Raw genomic sequence first — 12795 nt, 5'->3', positions numbered from 1 at the left:
TGGAGTTTGTTATGCCACATTCACTGTTCAGCACCGATACCGACCTCACCGCCGAAAATCTGCTGCGTTTGCCCGCAGAATTTGGCTGCCCGGTGTGGGTCTACGATGCGCAAATTATTCGTCGGCAGATTGCAGCGCTGAAACAGTTTGATGTGGTGCGCTTTGCACAGAAAGCCTGTTCCAATATTCATATTTTGCGCCTAATGCGTGAGCAGGGCGTAAAAGTGGATTCCGTCTCGTTAGGCGAAATAGAGCGTGCACTGGTGGCGGGTTACAATCCGCAAACGCACCCCGATGATATTGTTTTTACGGCAGATGTTATCGATCAGGCGACGCTTGAACGCGTCAGTGAATTGCAAATTCCGGTGAATGCGGGTTCTGTTGATATGCTCGACCAACTGGGTCAGGTTTCGCCAGGGCATCGGGTATGGCTGCGTGTTAACCCGGGGTTTGGTCACGGGCATAGCCAAAAAACCAATACCGGTGGCGAAAACAGCAAGCACGGCATCTGGTATACCGACCTGCCAGCCGCACTGGAATTGATACAACGTCATCATCTGCAGCTGGTCGGTGTTCACATGCATATTGGTTCCGGCGTTGATTACGCACATCTGGAGCAGGTGTGTGGTGCTATGGTGCGTCAGGTCATCGAATTTGGTCAGGATTTACAGGCTATTTCTGCGGGCGGTGGGCTTTCTATTCCTTATCAACAGGGTGAAGAGGCGGTTGATACCGAACATTATTATGGTCTGTGGAATGCTGCGCGTGAGCAAATCGCCCGCCATTTGGGCCATCCTGTGAAACTGGAAATTGAACCGGGTCGCTTTCTGGTAGCGCAGGCTGGCGTATTAATTACTCAAGTGCGGAGCGTCAAACAAATGGGTAGCCGCCACTTTGTGCTGGTTGATGCCGGGTTCAACGATCTGATGCGCCCGGCAATGTACGGTAGTTACCACCATATCAGTGCCCTGGCATCTGATGGTCGTTCTCTGGAACATGCACCAACGGTGGAAACCGTCGTCGCCGGACCGTTATGTGAATCGGGCGATGTCTTTACCCAGCAGGAAGGGGGAAATGTCGAAACCCGCGCCTTGCCGGAAGTGAAGGCAGGTGATTATCTGGTACTGCATGATACAGGGGCATATGGCGCATCAATGTCATCCAACTACAATAGCCGTCCGCTGTTACCAGAAGTTCTGTTTGATAATGGTCAGGCGCGGTTGATTCGCCGACGCCAGACCATTGAAGAATTACTGGCGCTGGAATTGCTTTAACTGCGGTTAGTCGCTGGTTGCATGATGACTTGCCTCCAGCGACGGAGTTGACACTGAATGGCGACGTACCAGCGTCGGACTAAAGACATTAGTGATTTCCGGGAGAGGGCGATTATCAGCCAGCGCCAAAGCCAGTTCGGCAGCCTGGGTCGCCATCGTCACGATTGGGTAACGCACGGTGGTCAGACGCGGGCGCACATAGCGTGACACCAGCACATCATCAAAGCCAATTAACGAAATCTCACCCGGTACTTCAATACCATTATCATTGAGAACGCCCATCGCACCCGCCGCCATTGAATCGTTATAACAGGCTACCGCAGTGAAATTCCTTCCGCGTCCCAAAAGCTCGGTCATTGCCTGTTCGCCGCCGCTTTCGTCTGGTTCGCCAAATGTCACCAGCCGATCATTGGCCGGAATACCACTTTCAGCGAGGGCATCGTAATAACCCTGCAGACGATCTTCGGCGTCAGAAATAGAGTGGTTAGAGCACAGATAACCAATGCGGGTATGACCTTGTTGAATTAGATGACGCGTTGCCAGCCAGGCACCGTAACGGTCGTCCAGAGCAATACAACGGTTTTCAAAGCCAGGCAGGATGCGGTTGATCAGCACCATACCGGGCATTTGTTTCATTAATGAGGCTAAGTCGGCATCCGGGATCATTTTGGCATGGACGACCAGCGCAGCGCAGCGATGGCGGATCAGTTGCTCAATGGCCTGACGCTCTTTTTGCTCGTTGTGGTAACCGTTGCCAATCAATAAAAAATTACCAGTGTGATAAGCCACCTGTTCGACCGCTTTCACCATTGCACCGAAAAACGGATCGGAAACATCACCAACGACCAGACCGATCGTTTCAGTGGTCTGCTGCGCCAGCGCACGGGCGTTGGCGTTCGGGTGATAGCTAAGAGACTCCATTGCACTATGCACAGCCAGTCGGGAAGCTTCGCTGGCTTTGGGTGAATTATTAATGACGCGGGAAACGGTGGCGACTGAAACGCCTGCCAGTCGGGCTACATCCTTTATGGTCGCCATGAAAATACCTTAGTGGGTAAACGCTTACGTTCTGTCAGTGTTACGGAAAATACCTGTTGGTTCAAGTGGCGACGTGTTTTCATCGTGGGAATGTGAGCCAAACGCAAATAAATAAGACAAAAAAAGAGATTGCAAACCTTTGGTTACACTTTGCGAAACGCTGTTGCGATTGACCGCTGGTTGCGTTTGGCTTCAGGTTGCTAAAGTGGTGGTCCCAGAGGTATTGATAGGTGAAGTCAACTTCGGGTTGAGCACATGAATTACACCAGCCTGCGCAGATGCGCAGGTTTTTTTTTGCCGGCCATCAATCTGTAACAGTAACCGACAATTTACACACCTCGTTGCATTTCCCTTCATTCCTTTGCGTTTTCTCGCTGGCGAAGAGTCGTTGTGCAGACCACAATCAAGATCCCAGAGGTATTGATTGGTGAGATTATTCGGTACGCTCTTCGTACCCTGTCTCTTGCACCAACCTGCGCGGATGCGCAGGTTTTTTTTCGCACCTAATTTACTGTCGCTCGCGTTCTTTATCTCGTGTAATCTCCCTCCATTCGCTTTTACTGAATCAGAGCAAAGGGAGTTGGAATGCTTTTTAGCTTTTTTCGAAATTTGTGCCGTGTTTTGTATCGCGTTCGCGTTACGGGTGACACCAAGGCACTGAAGGGCGAGCGCGTTCTAATTACGCCTAATCACGTCTCTTTTATTGATGGCATACTGCTGGCATTGTTTTTACCCGTACGTCCGGTATTTGCCGTTTATACCTCAATAAGCCAACAGTGGTATATGCGTTGGCTGAAATCATTTATCGACTTTGTTCCTCTCGACCCGACGCAACCTATGGCGATTAAACATCTGGTACGTCTGGTGGAACAGGGCCGACCAGTGGTGATTTTCCCTGAAGGACGCATCACCACCACTGGCTCGCTGATGAAAATCTACGATGGCGCGGGATTTGTCGCGGCGAAGTCTGGTGCAACGGTTATTCCTGTGCGTATTGAAGGGGCGGAACTTACGCACTTCAGCCGCCTGAAAGGTCTGGTTAAACGTCGCTTGTTTCCGCAAATTACTCTGCATATTTTGCCACCAACGCAGGTGGAGATGCCGGATGCGCCGCGTGCCCGTGACCGTCGCAAAATCGCTGGCGAAATGCTGCATCAAATAATGATGGAAGCGCGTATGGCGGTGCGCCCGCGTGAAACGCTGTACGAATCTTTACTGAGCGCAAGGTACCGCTTCGGAGCCGGGAAGAAATGTGTCGAAGACGTTAACTTTACCCCAGACTCCTATCGCAAATTGCTTACTAAAACGCTGTTTGTTGGACGCATCCTTGAAAAATACAGTGTTGAAGGCGAACGCATCGGCTTAATGCTGCCCAATGCAGGCATCAGTGCGGCAGTGATTTTTGGGGCCATCGCCCGTCGTCGCATTCCTGCAATGATGAACTACACCGCTGGGGTAAAAGGGCTGACCAGCGCCATTACGGCAGCTGAAATCAAAACCATCTTCACTTCCCGTCAGTTTCTCGATAAAGGCAAACTCTGGCATCTGCCAGAGCAACTTACTCAGGTGCGCTGGGTCTATCTGGAAGATTTAAAAGCAGATGTCACCACTGCCGACAAAGTGTGGATTTTCGCTCATTTGCTGATGCCGCGTCTGGCACAGGTAAAACAGCAGCCAGAAGAAGAGGCGCTTATCCTCTTTACCTCCGGCTCTGAAGGCCATCCAAAAGGCGTGGTCCATAGCCATAAAAGCATTCTGGCGAACGTCGAGCAGATTAAAACGATTGCCGACTTCACTACCAACGATCGCTTTATGTCGGCGTTACCGCTGTTTCACTCCTTTGGTTTGACAGTAGGTCTGTTTACGCCACTGCTCACAGGCGCAGAAGTGTTTCTTTATCCAAGCCCGCTGCATTACCGCATTGTGCCGGAGTTGGTGTATGACCGCAGTTGCACCGTGTTGTTCGGCACCTCGACTTTCCTCGGTCATTACGCGCGTTTCGCCAACCCATATGACTTCTATCGTCTACGCTATGTGGTGGCAGGCGCAGAGAAATTGCAAGAAAGTACCAAACAGCTTTGGCAGGATAAATTTGGCCTGCGCATCCTTGAAGGTTACGGTGTGACCGAGTGCGCGCCAGTCGTTTCCATCAACGTACCGATGGCGGCGAAACCTGGTACGGTAGGGCGTATTCTACCAGGAATGGATGCGCGCCTGTTGGCGGTTCCTGGTATCGAAGACGGCGGACGCCTGCAACTGAAAGGGCCGAACATAATGAACGGCTATCTGCGGGTGGAGAAGCCTGGTGTACTGGAAGTGCCCACCGCCGAGAATGTTCGCGGCGAAATGGAGCGCGGCTGGTATGACACTGGCGATATCGTGCGTTTTGACGAGCAGGGCTTTGTGCAGATTCAGGGCCGCGCAAAACGCTTTGCCAAAATTGCAGGCGAAATGGTGTCGCTGGAAATGGTGGAACAACTGGCACTTGGCGTTTCGCCAGATAAAGTCCATGCCACTGCGATTAAGAGCGATGCCAGCAAAGGCGAGGCACTGGTGCTTTTCACCACAGATAACGAACTGACGCGCGATAAGTTACAACAGTATGCCCGCGAGCACGGCGTGCCGGAGCTTGCTGTACCGCGCGATATTCGCTATCTGAAACAGATGCCATTACTTGGCAGCGGCAAACCTGACTTTGTCACGTTGAAAAGCTGGGTAGACGAAGCGGAACAACACGATGAGTGAGTCAGTGCACACTAACACTTCGTTGTGGTCGAAGGGGATGAAAGCGGTTATCGTGGCGCAGTTTCTCTCTGCGTTTGGCGATAACGCGCTGCTGTTTGCCACTCTGGCGTTACTGAAAGCGCAGTTCTATCCGGAGTGGAGCCAGCCCATTCTGCAAATGGTGTTTGTAGGTGCTTACATTCTTTTTGCGCCGTTTGTCGGGCAGGTGGCAGATAGCTTCGCCAAAGGTCGGGTGATGATGTTTGCCAACGGCCTGAAGCTGCTGGGCGCAGCCAGTATCTGCTTTGGCATCAATCCGTTTCTCGGCTATACGCTGGTGGGTGTTGGTGCGGCAGCCTATTCCCCGGCGAAATACGGTATTCTCGGCGAATTAACCACGGGTAGTAAGTTAGTAAAAGCTAACGGTTTAATGGAAGCGTCTACCATTGCGGCGATTTTGCTCGGTTCCGTAGCCGGTGGTGTACTGGCTGACTGGCATGTCCTGGTTGCCCTGGCCGCATGCGCACTGGCCTACGGTGGGGCGGTCGTTGCCAATATCTACATTCCCAAACTGGCGGCGGCGCGTCCGGGGCAGTCCTGGAATCTCATTAACATGACCCGCAGTTTCCTGAATGCCTGCACCTCGCTATGGCGCAATGGTGAAACGCGTTTTTCGCTTGTGGGTACCAGTTTATTCTGGGGAGCGGGCGTTACGCTGCGTTTCCTGTTGGTGCTGTGGGTACCGGTGGCGCTGGGTATTACCGATAACGCCACGCCGACCTATCTCAATGCGATGGTAGCGATTGGTATCGTAGTTGGCGCAGGTGCGGCAGCGAAGCTGGTTACGCTGGAAACCGTCTCACGCTGTATGCCTGCCGGGATTTTGATTGGCGTGGTGGTACTGATTTTCTCCCTGCAACACGAGCTGCTGCCAGCCTATGCCTTGTTGATGCTGATTGGCGTGCTGGGGGGCTTTTTTGTCGTTCCGCTCAATGCGTTGCTACAGGAACGGGGTAAAAAAAGCGTCGGGGCGGGGAATGCAATTGCAGTACAAAACCTTGGCGAAAACAGCGCCATGTTGTTGATGCTGGGCATTTACTCGCTGGCGGTAATGGTAGGCATCCCGGTCGTGCCCATTGGCATTGGCTTCGGTGCGCTATTTGCGCTGGCAATAACGGCGCTGTGGATCTGGCAGCGCCGTCATTAATCTTTAACGCCGGTTTTAACCGGCGTTAATCTTATGGTGCCGGATAAGTATAAACCTGATGCACCGCTTCAATTTCAGCTAATACGTCTTCGCTTAACTCCAGATGCAAACTTTCGACGTTAGTTTTCAGCTGCTCCATCGTGGTTGCGCCCAGCAGAGTGCTGGCAACAAACGGTTGACGGCGTACAAAAGCGAGCGCCATCTGAGCAGGATCCAGGCCATGACGTCTGGCGATATCAACATACGCCGCGACGGCTTTTTGCGTTTGCTCACCGCTATAGCGAGTGAAGCGGCTAAAGAGCGTATTACGTGCGCCAGCAGGTTTTGCACCGTTGAGGTATTTCCCGGTCAGCGTGCCGAAACCCAGACACGAATAGGCCAGCAGCTCAACCCCTTCATACTGGCTGACTTCTGCCAGACCCACTTCAAAACTGCGGTTTAACAGACTGTAGGGGTTCTGAATGGTGACAATACGCGGCAGATCGTGTTTGTCCGCCAGATGCAGGTAACGCATTACGCCAAATGCAGTTTCATTCGATACGCCGATATAACGAATTTTCCCCGCGCGTTGGTACTCTGCCAGTGCGTCCAGCGTATCCAGCAGCGAAACCGCAGGGGCAGAATCTGTCCAGCTATAACCGAGTTTGCCGAAGCAGTTGGTTGGGCGCTGCGGCCAGTGCACCTGATAAAGATCGAGGTAATCAGTCTGCAGGCGCTTGAGGCTGTCATGCAGAGCTTCGCGGATATTCTTCCGATCCAGCGCCTGATCCGGGCGGATGCCCTTGTCATTATTGCGCGACGGTCCGCTCACTTTGGAAGCGATAATTAACTTTTCGCGGCTGCCATGTTTTGCCAGCCAGTTACCGACGTAGGTTTCGGTTAACCCTTGCGTTTCGGGGCGCGGCGGCACTGGGTACATTTCGGCAACGTCGATAAGGTTAATGCCCTGAGCGACGGCATAGTCGAGTTGTGCGTGGGCGTCGGCTTCGCTGTTCTGTTCACCAAACGTCATCGTGCCAAGCCCCAGCGTGCTGACTTCCAGCGAACTGTGGGGTATACGGTGATATTGCATAGCCGTTTCCTTTTTATAATCACGACATAAGGAATATAAAAATGGCAGAGGGAAGGGAAAAGGGAAAGCGAAAAATCTTAAGGCCAGCCGGATGCTGACCTTATTTTTTAACGTTCAATAATTTGCGAAACATCATCACGGTTAATTTGCATCGCGTTACCTTGCTGATCGTGATAACTCACCAGCCCGGTATCATCATCAATTTCAGGTTTTCCATCGGTCAAAATCATACGGCCATCTTTGGTCGCCATGACGTAATCACTGGAACACCCGGAAACAGCAAACGCCAGTCCGACTGCAGAAATTATTACTGCCCATTTTTTCATCCGGTTATCCTCATTTGGCCCACCTATGATAATAGTCTTTTTATAAACCGACGTTATATATCTTGAAAGCAGGAAAATCTTAAACTGTGAGGGTAACAGGAGTGAGTACGCTCTCCTGCAGGAGAGCGTACGGAGTATCAGAGCGGATTCTTTTTGTTGCGAATCAGGTTGAGGCTTTCAACCGCAATAGAGAAGAACATCGCGAAGTAGATGTAACCTTTCGGTACGTGGATGTCGAAACTTTCCAGAATCAGGGTAAAGCCCACCAGAATCAGGAAAGAGAGCGCCAGCATTTTTACCGAAGGATGGCGTTCGACAAAATCACCAATCGAGCGCGCGGCAAACATCATCACGCCTACGGCAATCACCACGGCTGCCATCATAATAAACAGGTGATCTGACAGACCCACAGCGGTAATCACCGAGTCGAGGCTGAAGATAATATCCAGCAGCATAATCTGCACGATAGCGCCGAGGAATGATGAAACGCGTGTTTTCAGCCCTTCTTCTTCACCTTCGATGGATTCGTGGATTTCCTTGCTGGCTTTCCAGATAAGGAACAGACCTCCCAGCAGCAGAATCAAATCACGGGCGGAAATTTCCTGACTGAATATTGTAAAAAGTGGATTCGTCAGGCGCGTTACCCAGGCTATTGACGCCAGCAGCGCCAGACGCATAACCATGGCTCCCGCCAACCCCAGACGGCGCGCATGTGCACGTTGTGCCGTGGGGAGCTTTGCCACCACCAGAGAAAGGAAAATAATATTGTCGATCCCAAGAACGATCTCCAGCAGCGTCAGCGTACCGAGCGCAAGCCAGGCGTTAGGATCGGTTATCCATGCAAATAACATCTAAAAAGCCCTGCCAAAAAAATGAAGCGGTAATTATATGCCCGGAAAGCGGCAGGTCAAAGCGATGGCTACTGGATCAGAAAATGACGGGCCAGTAGCGCACTGGTGAAATTCTTCTTCAAATAAAAGCCACGCGGCAGCGTCAGAATCCGTTCGCCCCGGGCACCAATGGCTTCGGTAAGCGCTTTCGCATTCGCTGCTTTCGGGCGTATCTGTAAATACTCCCCGTGACGAGCGGTGATCCGCTCAACCTGACCGAGAACAATCATATCCATTAATTCTTCCCAGTCTTCGCGCAGTTGCCGGTCTTCCTCTTCATTCGGGCTCCATAGCAATGGTGATCCTACGCGACGCTGCGCCAGCGGGATGCTGCGCTCGCCTTCAACCGGTATCCACAGCACGCGTTTGAGCTTGTGGCGCACGTGGCTGGTTTCCCAGGTCACCCCGCTATTACCCGTTAACGGGGCAACACAAACGAATGTTGTTTCCAGCGGACGACCAAGACTATCCACAGGGATAGTTTTAAGTTCCACGCCCAGAGCAGCAAAATCTTGCTCAGGTTTACTCCCTGCGCTGGCACCTAGCCAGATCTCCAGTAACACGCCAATCCAGCCCTTATCGCGTTTTAAATTCTCCGGCGTCACCAGCCCAGCAAGTGCCGCCAGTTCTCCCAATGTATAACCAGAAAGTTGTTGTGCTTGCGCTAACAATTGTTCTTCAGTTTCGGGAGGAGAGAGCAGTGGGCGAGGTTGGGACATGTCATGATACCTTGGTTAAAAAACAAACAGCACTTCTGTGCCGAATATTCGCAGTGTAACTTTTTCCACATGCGTTGTTCAATTCTCTGATTTATATTGCTTTTTAGGTGTCGGATAATCCAGTTGCGCAACACTGCAACGGGTTTTCCAAATCTGGTCACTGAAAATAAACAGGATCTTACACCATGTTATCCACAGAAAGCTGGGATAACTGTGAAAAACCTCCACTACTGTTTCCATTTACAGCCTTGACGTGCGACGAAACTCCAGTTTTTAGTGGTTCAGTGCTTAACTTAGTGGCACATTCTGTGGATAAATACGGCGTTGGTTGATCTTTCGCCAACCTGTAAATGAGAGGTGTGACCTGGGTCACGAATTACTCCTTTTTATTACTTAAATTACATGTAATGCATTGACTAATAATGATTATTTTAAAATGTCGATATCAGGCTTATTCAGAATGCTCCGGGTTTTCCCGTAGTAATTCCGTAGTTCTTCACAACTCTATCCACAGAAAAGGTGAATAAAAACGGCTATCCACCCCTTCCTCTGTTTATAACTCTGCACATAACTGTGAGTTATTCAATTGTTATTAGTGTGTAATGCCCTGCAGAGAGTGGTTTACCGTCTTCATGGAGTATGAAACAATCATTCGTATATAAAGCTTTATTTTGAGGTAGTCCGGTGATTGATGACGATGGCTACCGCCCAAACGTAGGTATCGTGATTTGTAATCGCCAGGGGCAGGTAATGTGGGCCCGGCGATTTGGTCAGCACTCCTGGCAATTTCCGCAAGGCGGAATCAACCCCGGAGAATCCGCAGAGCAGGCGATGTACCGTGAATTGTTTGAAGAAGTAGGATTAAGCCGCAAAGACGTTCGAATCCTTGCTTCAACGCGTAACTGGTTGCGCTACAAATTACCGAAACGTTTGGTGCGTTGGGACACGAAGCCGGTTTGTATCGGCCAAAAACAAAAATGGTTTCTCTTGCAGCTGGTGAGCGGCGATGCAGAAATCAATATGCAAACCAGCAGTACACCAGAGTTTGATGGCTGGAGATGGGTAAGTTACTGGTATCCGGTCAGACAGGTGGTGTCATTTAAACGTGATGTCTACCGTAGGGTAATGAAAGAGTTCGCGAGTGTTGTGATGGCGCTGCAGGATAATACGCCAAAACCACAAAACGCATCTGCTTATCGACGTAAAAGAGGTTAAGTCACGCCAATTATGCTCACTCGCCTGCGCGAAATAGTCGAAAAGGTAGCCAGCGCACCACGCCTGAATGAGGCGTTAAATATTCTGGTTACCGACATCTGTCTTGCGATGGATACCGAGGTCTGTTCGGTCTACCTGGCCGATCATGACCGACGTTGTTACTACCTGATGGCGACCCGGGGGCTGAAAAAACCACGTGGTCGCACTGTAACGCTTGCGTTTGATGAAGGGATCGTCGGCCTGGTTGGCAGGCTGGCGGAACCGATAAACCTTGCAGATGCGCAAAAGCACCCCAGCTTCAAATACATCCCCTCCGTAAAAGAAGAACGTTTCCGCGCGTTTTTAGGCGTACCAATTATTCAACGTCGCCAGTTGCTTGGTGTACTGGTGGTACAGCAACGAGAGTTGCGCCAGTATGACGAAAGTGAAGAATCCTTCCTGGTGACGCTTGCCACCCAGATGGCAGCGATTCTTTCTCAGTCGCAGTTGACTGCCTTGTTTGGGCAATATCGCCAGACGCGAATCCGTGCATTACCGGCAGCGCCCGGTGTAGCAATTGCCGAAGGCTGGCAGGATGCCACGTTACCTTTAATGGAACAGGTGTATCAGGCATCAACGCTGGATCCGGCTCTGGAACGCGAACGACTGACCGGGGCGCTGGAAGAAGCGGCAAACGAGTTTCGCCGCTACAGCAAACGCTTTGCCGCCGGTGCACAAAAAGAAACGGCGGCTATTTTCGATCTTTACTCGCACCTGCTTTCGGACACCCGGCTGCGTCGCGAATTGTTTGCCGAGGTTGATAAAGGCTCGGTGGCAGAGTGGGCGGTAAAAACGGTCATTGAAAAATTTGCCGAACAGTTTGCCGCGCTAAGCGATAACTATCTCAAAGAGCGGGCTGGCGATTTACGTGCGCTGGGTCAGCGATTGCTGTTTCATCTTGATGACGCTAATCAAGGGCCGAACGCCTGGCCGGAACGTTTCATTCTGGTGGCAGATGAACTGTCAGCGACAACGCTTGCTGAGCTGCCCCAGGATCGCTTAGTCGGTGTTGTCGTGCGAGATGGCGCAGCCAACTCCCATGCTGCGATCATGGTACGTGCGCTGGGGATCCCTACCGTAATGGGCGCGGATATTCAGCCTTCGGTGCTGCATCGTCGGACGTTGATCGTCGATGGTTATCGCGGTGAATTGCTGGTCGATCCGGAGCCGGTACTGCTGCAAGAATATCAGCGGCTAATTAGTGAAGAGATTGAGCTTAGCCGTCTGGCGGAAGATGACGTCAATTTACCCGCCCAGTTAAAAAGCGGCGAGCGCATTAAAGTCATGCTCAATGCCGGTTTAAGCCCGGAACATGAACAAAAACTGGGCAGCCGTATTGATGGCATAGGACTTTATCGCACTGAAATCCCATTCATGCTGCAAAGTGGTTTTCCGTCGGAAGAAGAACAGGTGGCGCAGTATCAGGGGATGCTGCAAATGTTCAATGATAAACCCGTCACCTTGCGTACGCTGGATGTCGGAGCAGATAAGCAGCTGCCTTACATGCCGATCAGCGAAGAGAATCCATGCCTGGGTTGGCGTGGGATTCGCATTACGCTCGATCAGCCGGAGATCTTCTTGATTCAGGTGCGGGCGATGCTGCGTGCTAATGCCGCTACGGGCAACCTGAATATTCTGTTGCCGATGGTCACCAGCCTCGATGAAGTTGACGAAGCACGCCGCCTGATTGAACGTGCCGGACGTGAAGTCGAGGAGATGATCGGTTACGAAATTCCCAAACCACGTATCGGCATCATGCTTGAAGTGCCGTCAATGGTATTTATGCTGCCGCATCTGGCAAAGCGGGTCGATTTTATCTCTGTTGGCACCAACGATCTGACTCAATACATCCTGGCCGTTGATCGCAACAATACCCGGGTGGCGAACATTTATGACAGTCTTCATCCTGCAATGTTACGAGCTCTGGCGATGATCGCTCGGGAAGCGGAAATACATGGTATCGATCTCCGTTTGTGCGGTGAAATGGCGGGCGATCCCATGTGCGTGGCAATCCTCATTGGGCTTGGGTATCGCCATCTGTCTATGAACGGACGTTCTGTAGCGCGCGTAAAATACCTGCTGCGGCGCATTGATTATGCCGAAGCAGAAAACCTTGCGCAGCGTAGTCTGGAAGCGCAACTGGCGACCGAAGTTCGCCATCAGGTTGCAGCCTTTATGGAGCGTCGCGGCATGGGCGGGTTGATTCGCGGAGGGTTATAGCGCGGATCATATACATATCTTTTAACGGTATCCGGCAACCAGCCAGGTCCCCTTGTGCTATTATTCGCACC

The 12795-nt window shown here is 51.5% G+C and carries 11 protein-coding genes; 6 read left to right on the top strand and 5 right to left on the bottom strand.

Going from position 1 to position 12795, the window contains the following annotated elements; translation table 11 throughout:
• Nucleotides 1–11 precede the first annotated feature (11 nt).
• Complete coding sequence (lysA, locus tag QUE74_RS18500) at nt 12–1274, top strand: diaminopimelate decarboxylase (RefSeq protein WP_001120735.1); 1263 nt, start codon at nt 12–14, stop codon at nt 1272–1274.
• A gap of 6 nt (nt 1275–1280) precedes the next feature.
• Here the strand turns inward: lysA and galR are convergent, their stop codons facing one another.
• The gene (gene galR / locus QUE74_RS18495) at nt 1281–2312 is read right to left on the bottom strand and encodes an HTH-type transcriptional regulator GalR (RefSeq protein WP_000201042.1); all 1032 of its coding nucleotides are present in this window, start codon (nt 2310–2312) and stop codon (nt 1281–1283) included.
• Nucleotides 2313–2897: 585 nt separating this feature from the next.
• On the opposite strand from galR, the gene aas reads away from it, so the two are divergent.
• Both aas and lplT read left to right on the top strand, forming a co-directional pair.
• Nucleotides 2898–5057, top strand: coding sequence for a bifunctional acyl-ACP--phospholipid O-acyltransferase/long-chain-fatty-acid--ACP ligase (gene aas, locus QUE74_RS18490; RefSeq protein WP_000899029.1), 2160 nt, complete (start codon nt 2898–2900; stop codon nt 5055–5057).
• Nucleotides 5050–6243, top strand: a complete 1194-nt coding sequence (gene lplT / locus QUE74_RS18485) for a lysophospholipid transporter LplT (protein WP_000004610.1) — start codon at nt 5050–5052, stop codon at nt 6241–6243. Before aas ends, lplT begins: the two co-directional genes overlap by 8 nt.
• 31 nt (nt 6244–6274) lie before the next feature.
• Here lplT and QUE74_RS18480 read toward each other — a convergent pair whose 3' ends face one another.
• From QUE74_RS18480 to mutH, 4 genes are all read right to left on the bottom strand, one after another.
• Nucleotides 6275–7315, bottom strand: coding sequence for an NADP(H)-dependent aldo-keto reductase (locus QUE74_RS18480; protein WP_001199299.1), 1041 nt, complete (start codon nt 7313–7315; stop codon nt 6275–6277).
• A gap of 107 nt (nt 7316–7422) precedes the next feature.
• Nucleotides 7423–7641 carry a lipoprotein YgdR gene (gene ygdR, locus QUE74_RS18475; protein WP_000758655.1) on the bottom strand — a complete coding sequence of 73 codons (219 nt, stop codon included), beginning with the start codon at nt 7639–7641 and terminating at the stop codon, nt 7423–7425.
• 137 nt (nt 7642–7778) lie between these two features.
• Nucleotides 7779–8492 carry a TerC family protein gene (locus QUE74_RS18470; protein WP_000895624.1) on the bottom strand — a complete coding sequence of 238 codons (714 nt, stop codon included), beginning with the start codon at nt 8490–8492 and terminating at the stop codon, nt 7779–7781.
• 68 nt (nt 8493–8560) lie between these two features.
• Entirely contained in the window at nt 8561–9250 is a 690-nt protein-coding gene (mutH, locus tag QUE74_RS18465; protein ID WP_000082188.1) for a DNA mismatch repair endonuclease MutH, read from the bottom strand.
• A gap of 185 nt (nt 9251–9435) precedes the next feature.
• Here mutH and ygdT point away from each other — a divergent pair, with 185 nt between their 5' ends.
• The 3 genes from ygdT to ptsP all read left to right on the top strand — a co-directional run bounded on the left by ygdT (nt 9436) and on the right by ptsP (nt 12724).
• Nucleotides 9436–9582, top strand: coding sequence for a protein YgdT (ygdT, locus tag QUE74_RS18460; protein WP_269218580.1), 147 nt, complete (start codon nt 9436–9438; stop codon nt 9580–9582).
• A gap of 352 nt (nt 9583–9934) precedes the next feature.
• On the top strand, nt 9935–10465 hold the full coding sequence (rppH, locus tag QUE74_RS18455; protein ID WP_000564486.1) for an RNA pyrophosphohydrolase: 531 nt from the start codon (nt 9935–9937) through the stop codon (nt 10463–10465).
• Nucleotides 10466–10477: 12 nt separating this feature from the next.
• Nucleotides 10478–12724: a phosphoenolpyruvate--protein phosphotransferase gene (gene ptsP, locus QUE74_RS18450; protein WP_000957918.1), complete on the top strand. Its 2247-nt coding sequence runs from the start codon at nt 10478–10480 to the stop codon at nt 12722–12724.
• Nucleotides 12725–12795 lie beyond the last annotated feature (71 nt).

It is taken from the genome of Escherichia sp. 10290 (assembly GCF_030295155.1).
GTDB lineage: Bacteria > Pseudomonadota > Gammaproteobacteria > Enterobacterales > Enterobacteriaceae > Escherichia > Escherichia coli_F.
The sequence above is the reverse complement of the archived record's forward strand: the minus strand, read 5'-3'. Positions and strand labels throughout refer to the sequence as shown.

Bases quoted from the DNA above. Each gene is read 5' to 3' on its own strand.
- ygdR (WP_000758655.1), bottom strand. From the start codon at position 7,641: ATGAAAAAATGGGCAGTAATAATTTCTGCAGTCGGACTGGCGTTTGCT.
- galR (WP_000201042.1), bottom strand. From the start codon at position 2,312: ATGGCGACCATAAAGGATGTAGCCCGACTGGCAGGCGTTTCAGTCGCC.
- lplT (WP_000004610.1), top strand. From the start codon at position 5,050: ATGAGTGAGTCAGTGCACACTAACACTTCGTTGTGGTCGAAGGGGATG.
- QUE74_RS18480 (WP_001199299.1), bottom strand. From the start codon at position 7,315: ATGCAATATCACCGTATACCCCACAGTTCGCTGGAAGTCAGCACGCTG.
- aas (WP_000899029.1), top strand. From the start codon at position 2,898: ATGCTTTTTAGCTTTTTTCGAAATTTGTGCCGTGTTTTGTATCGCGTT.
- ptsP (WP_000957918.1), top strand. From the start codon at position 10,478: ATGCTCACTCGCCTGCGCGAAATAGTCGAAAAGGTAGCCAGCGCACCA.
- lysA (WP_001120735.1), top strand. From the start codon at position 12: ATGCCACATTCACTGTTCAGCACCGATACCGACCTCACCGCCGAAAAT.
- ygdT (WP_269218580.1), top strand. From the start codon at position 9,436: ATGTTATCCACAGAAAGCTGGGATAACTGTGAAAAACCTCCACTACTG.
- QUE74_RS18470 (WP_000895624.1), bottom strand. From the start codon at position 8,492: ATGTTATTTGCATGGATAACCGATCCTAACGCCTGGCTTGCGCTCGGT.
- mutH (WP_000082188.1), bottom strand. From the start codon at position 9,250: ATGTCCCAACCTCGCCCACTGCTCTCTCCTCCCGAAACTGAAGAACAA.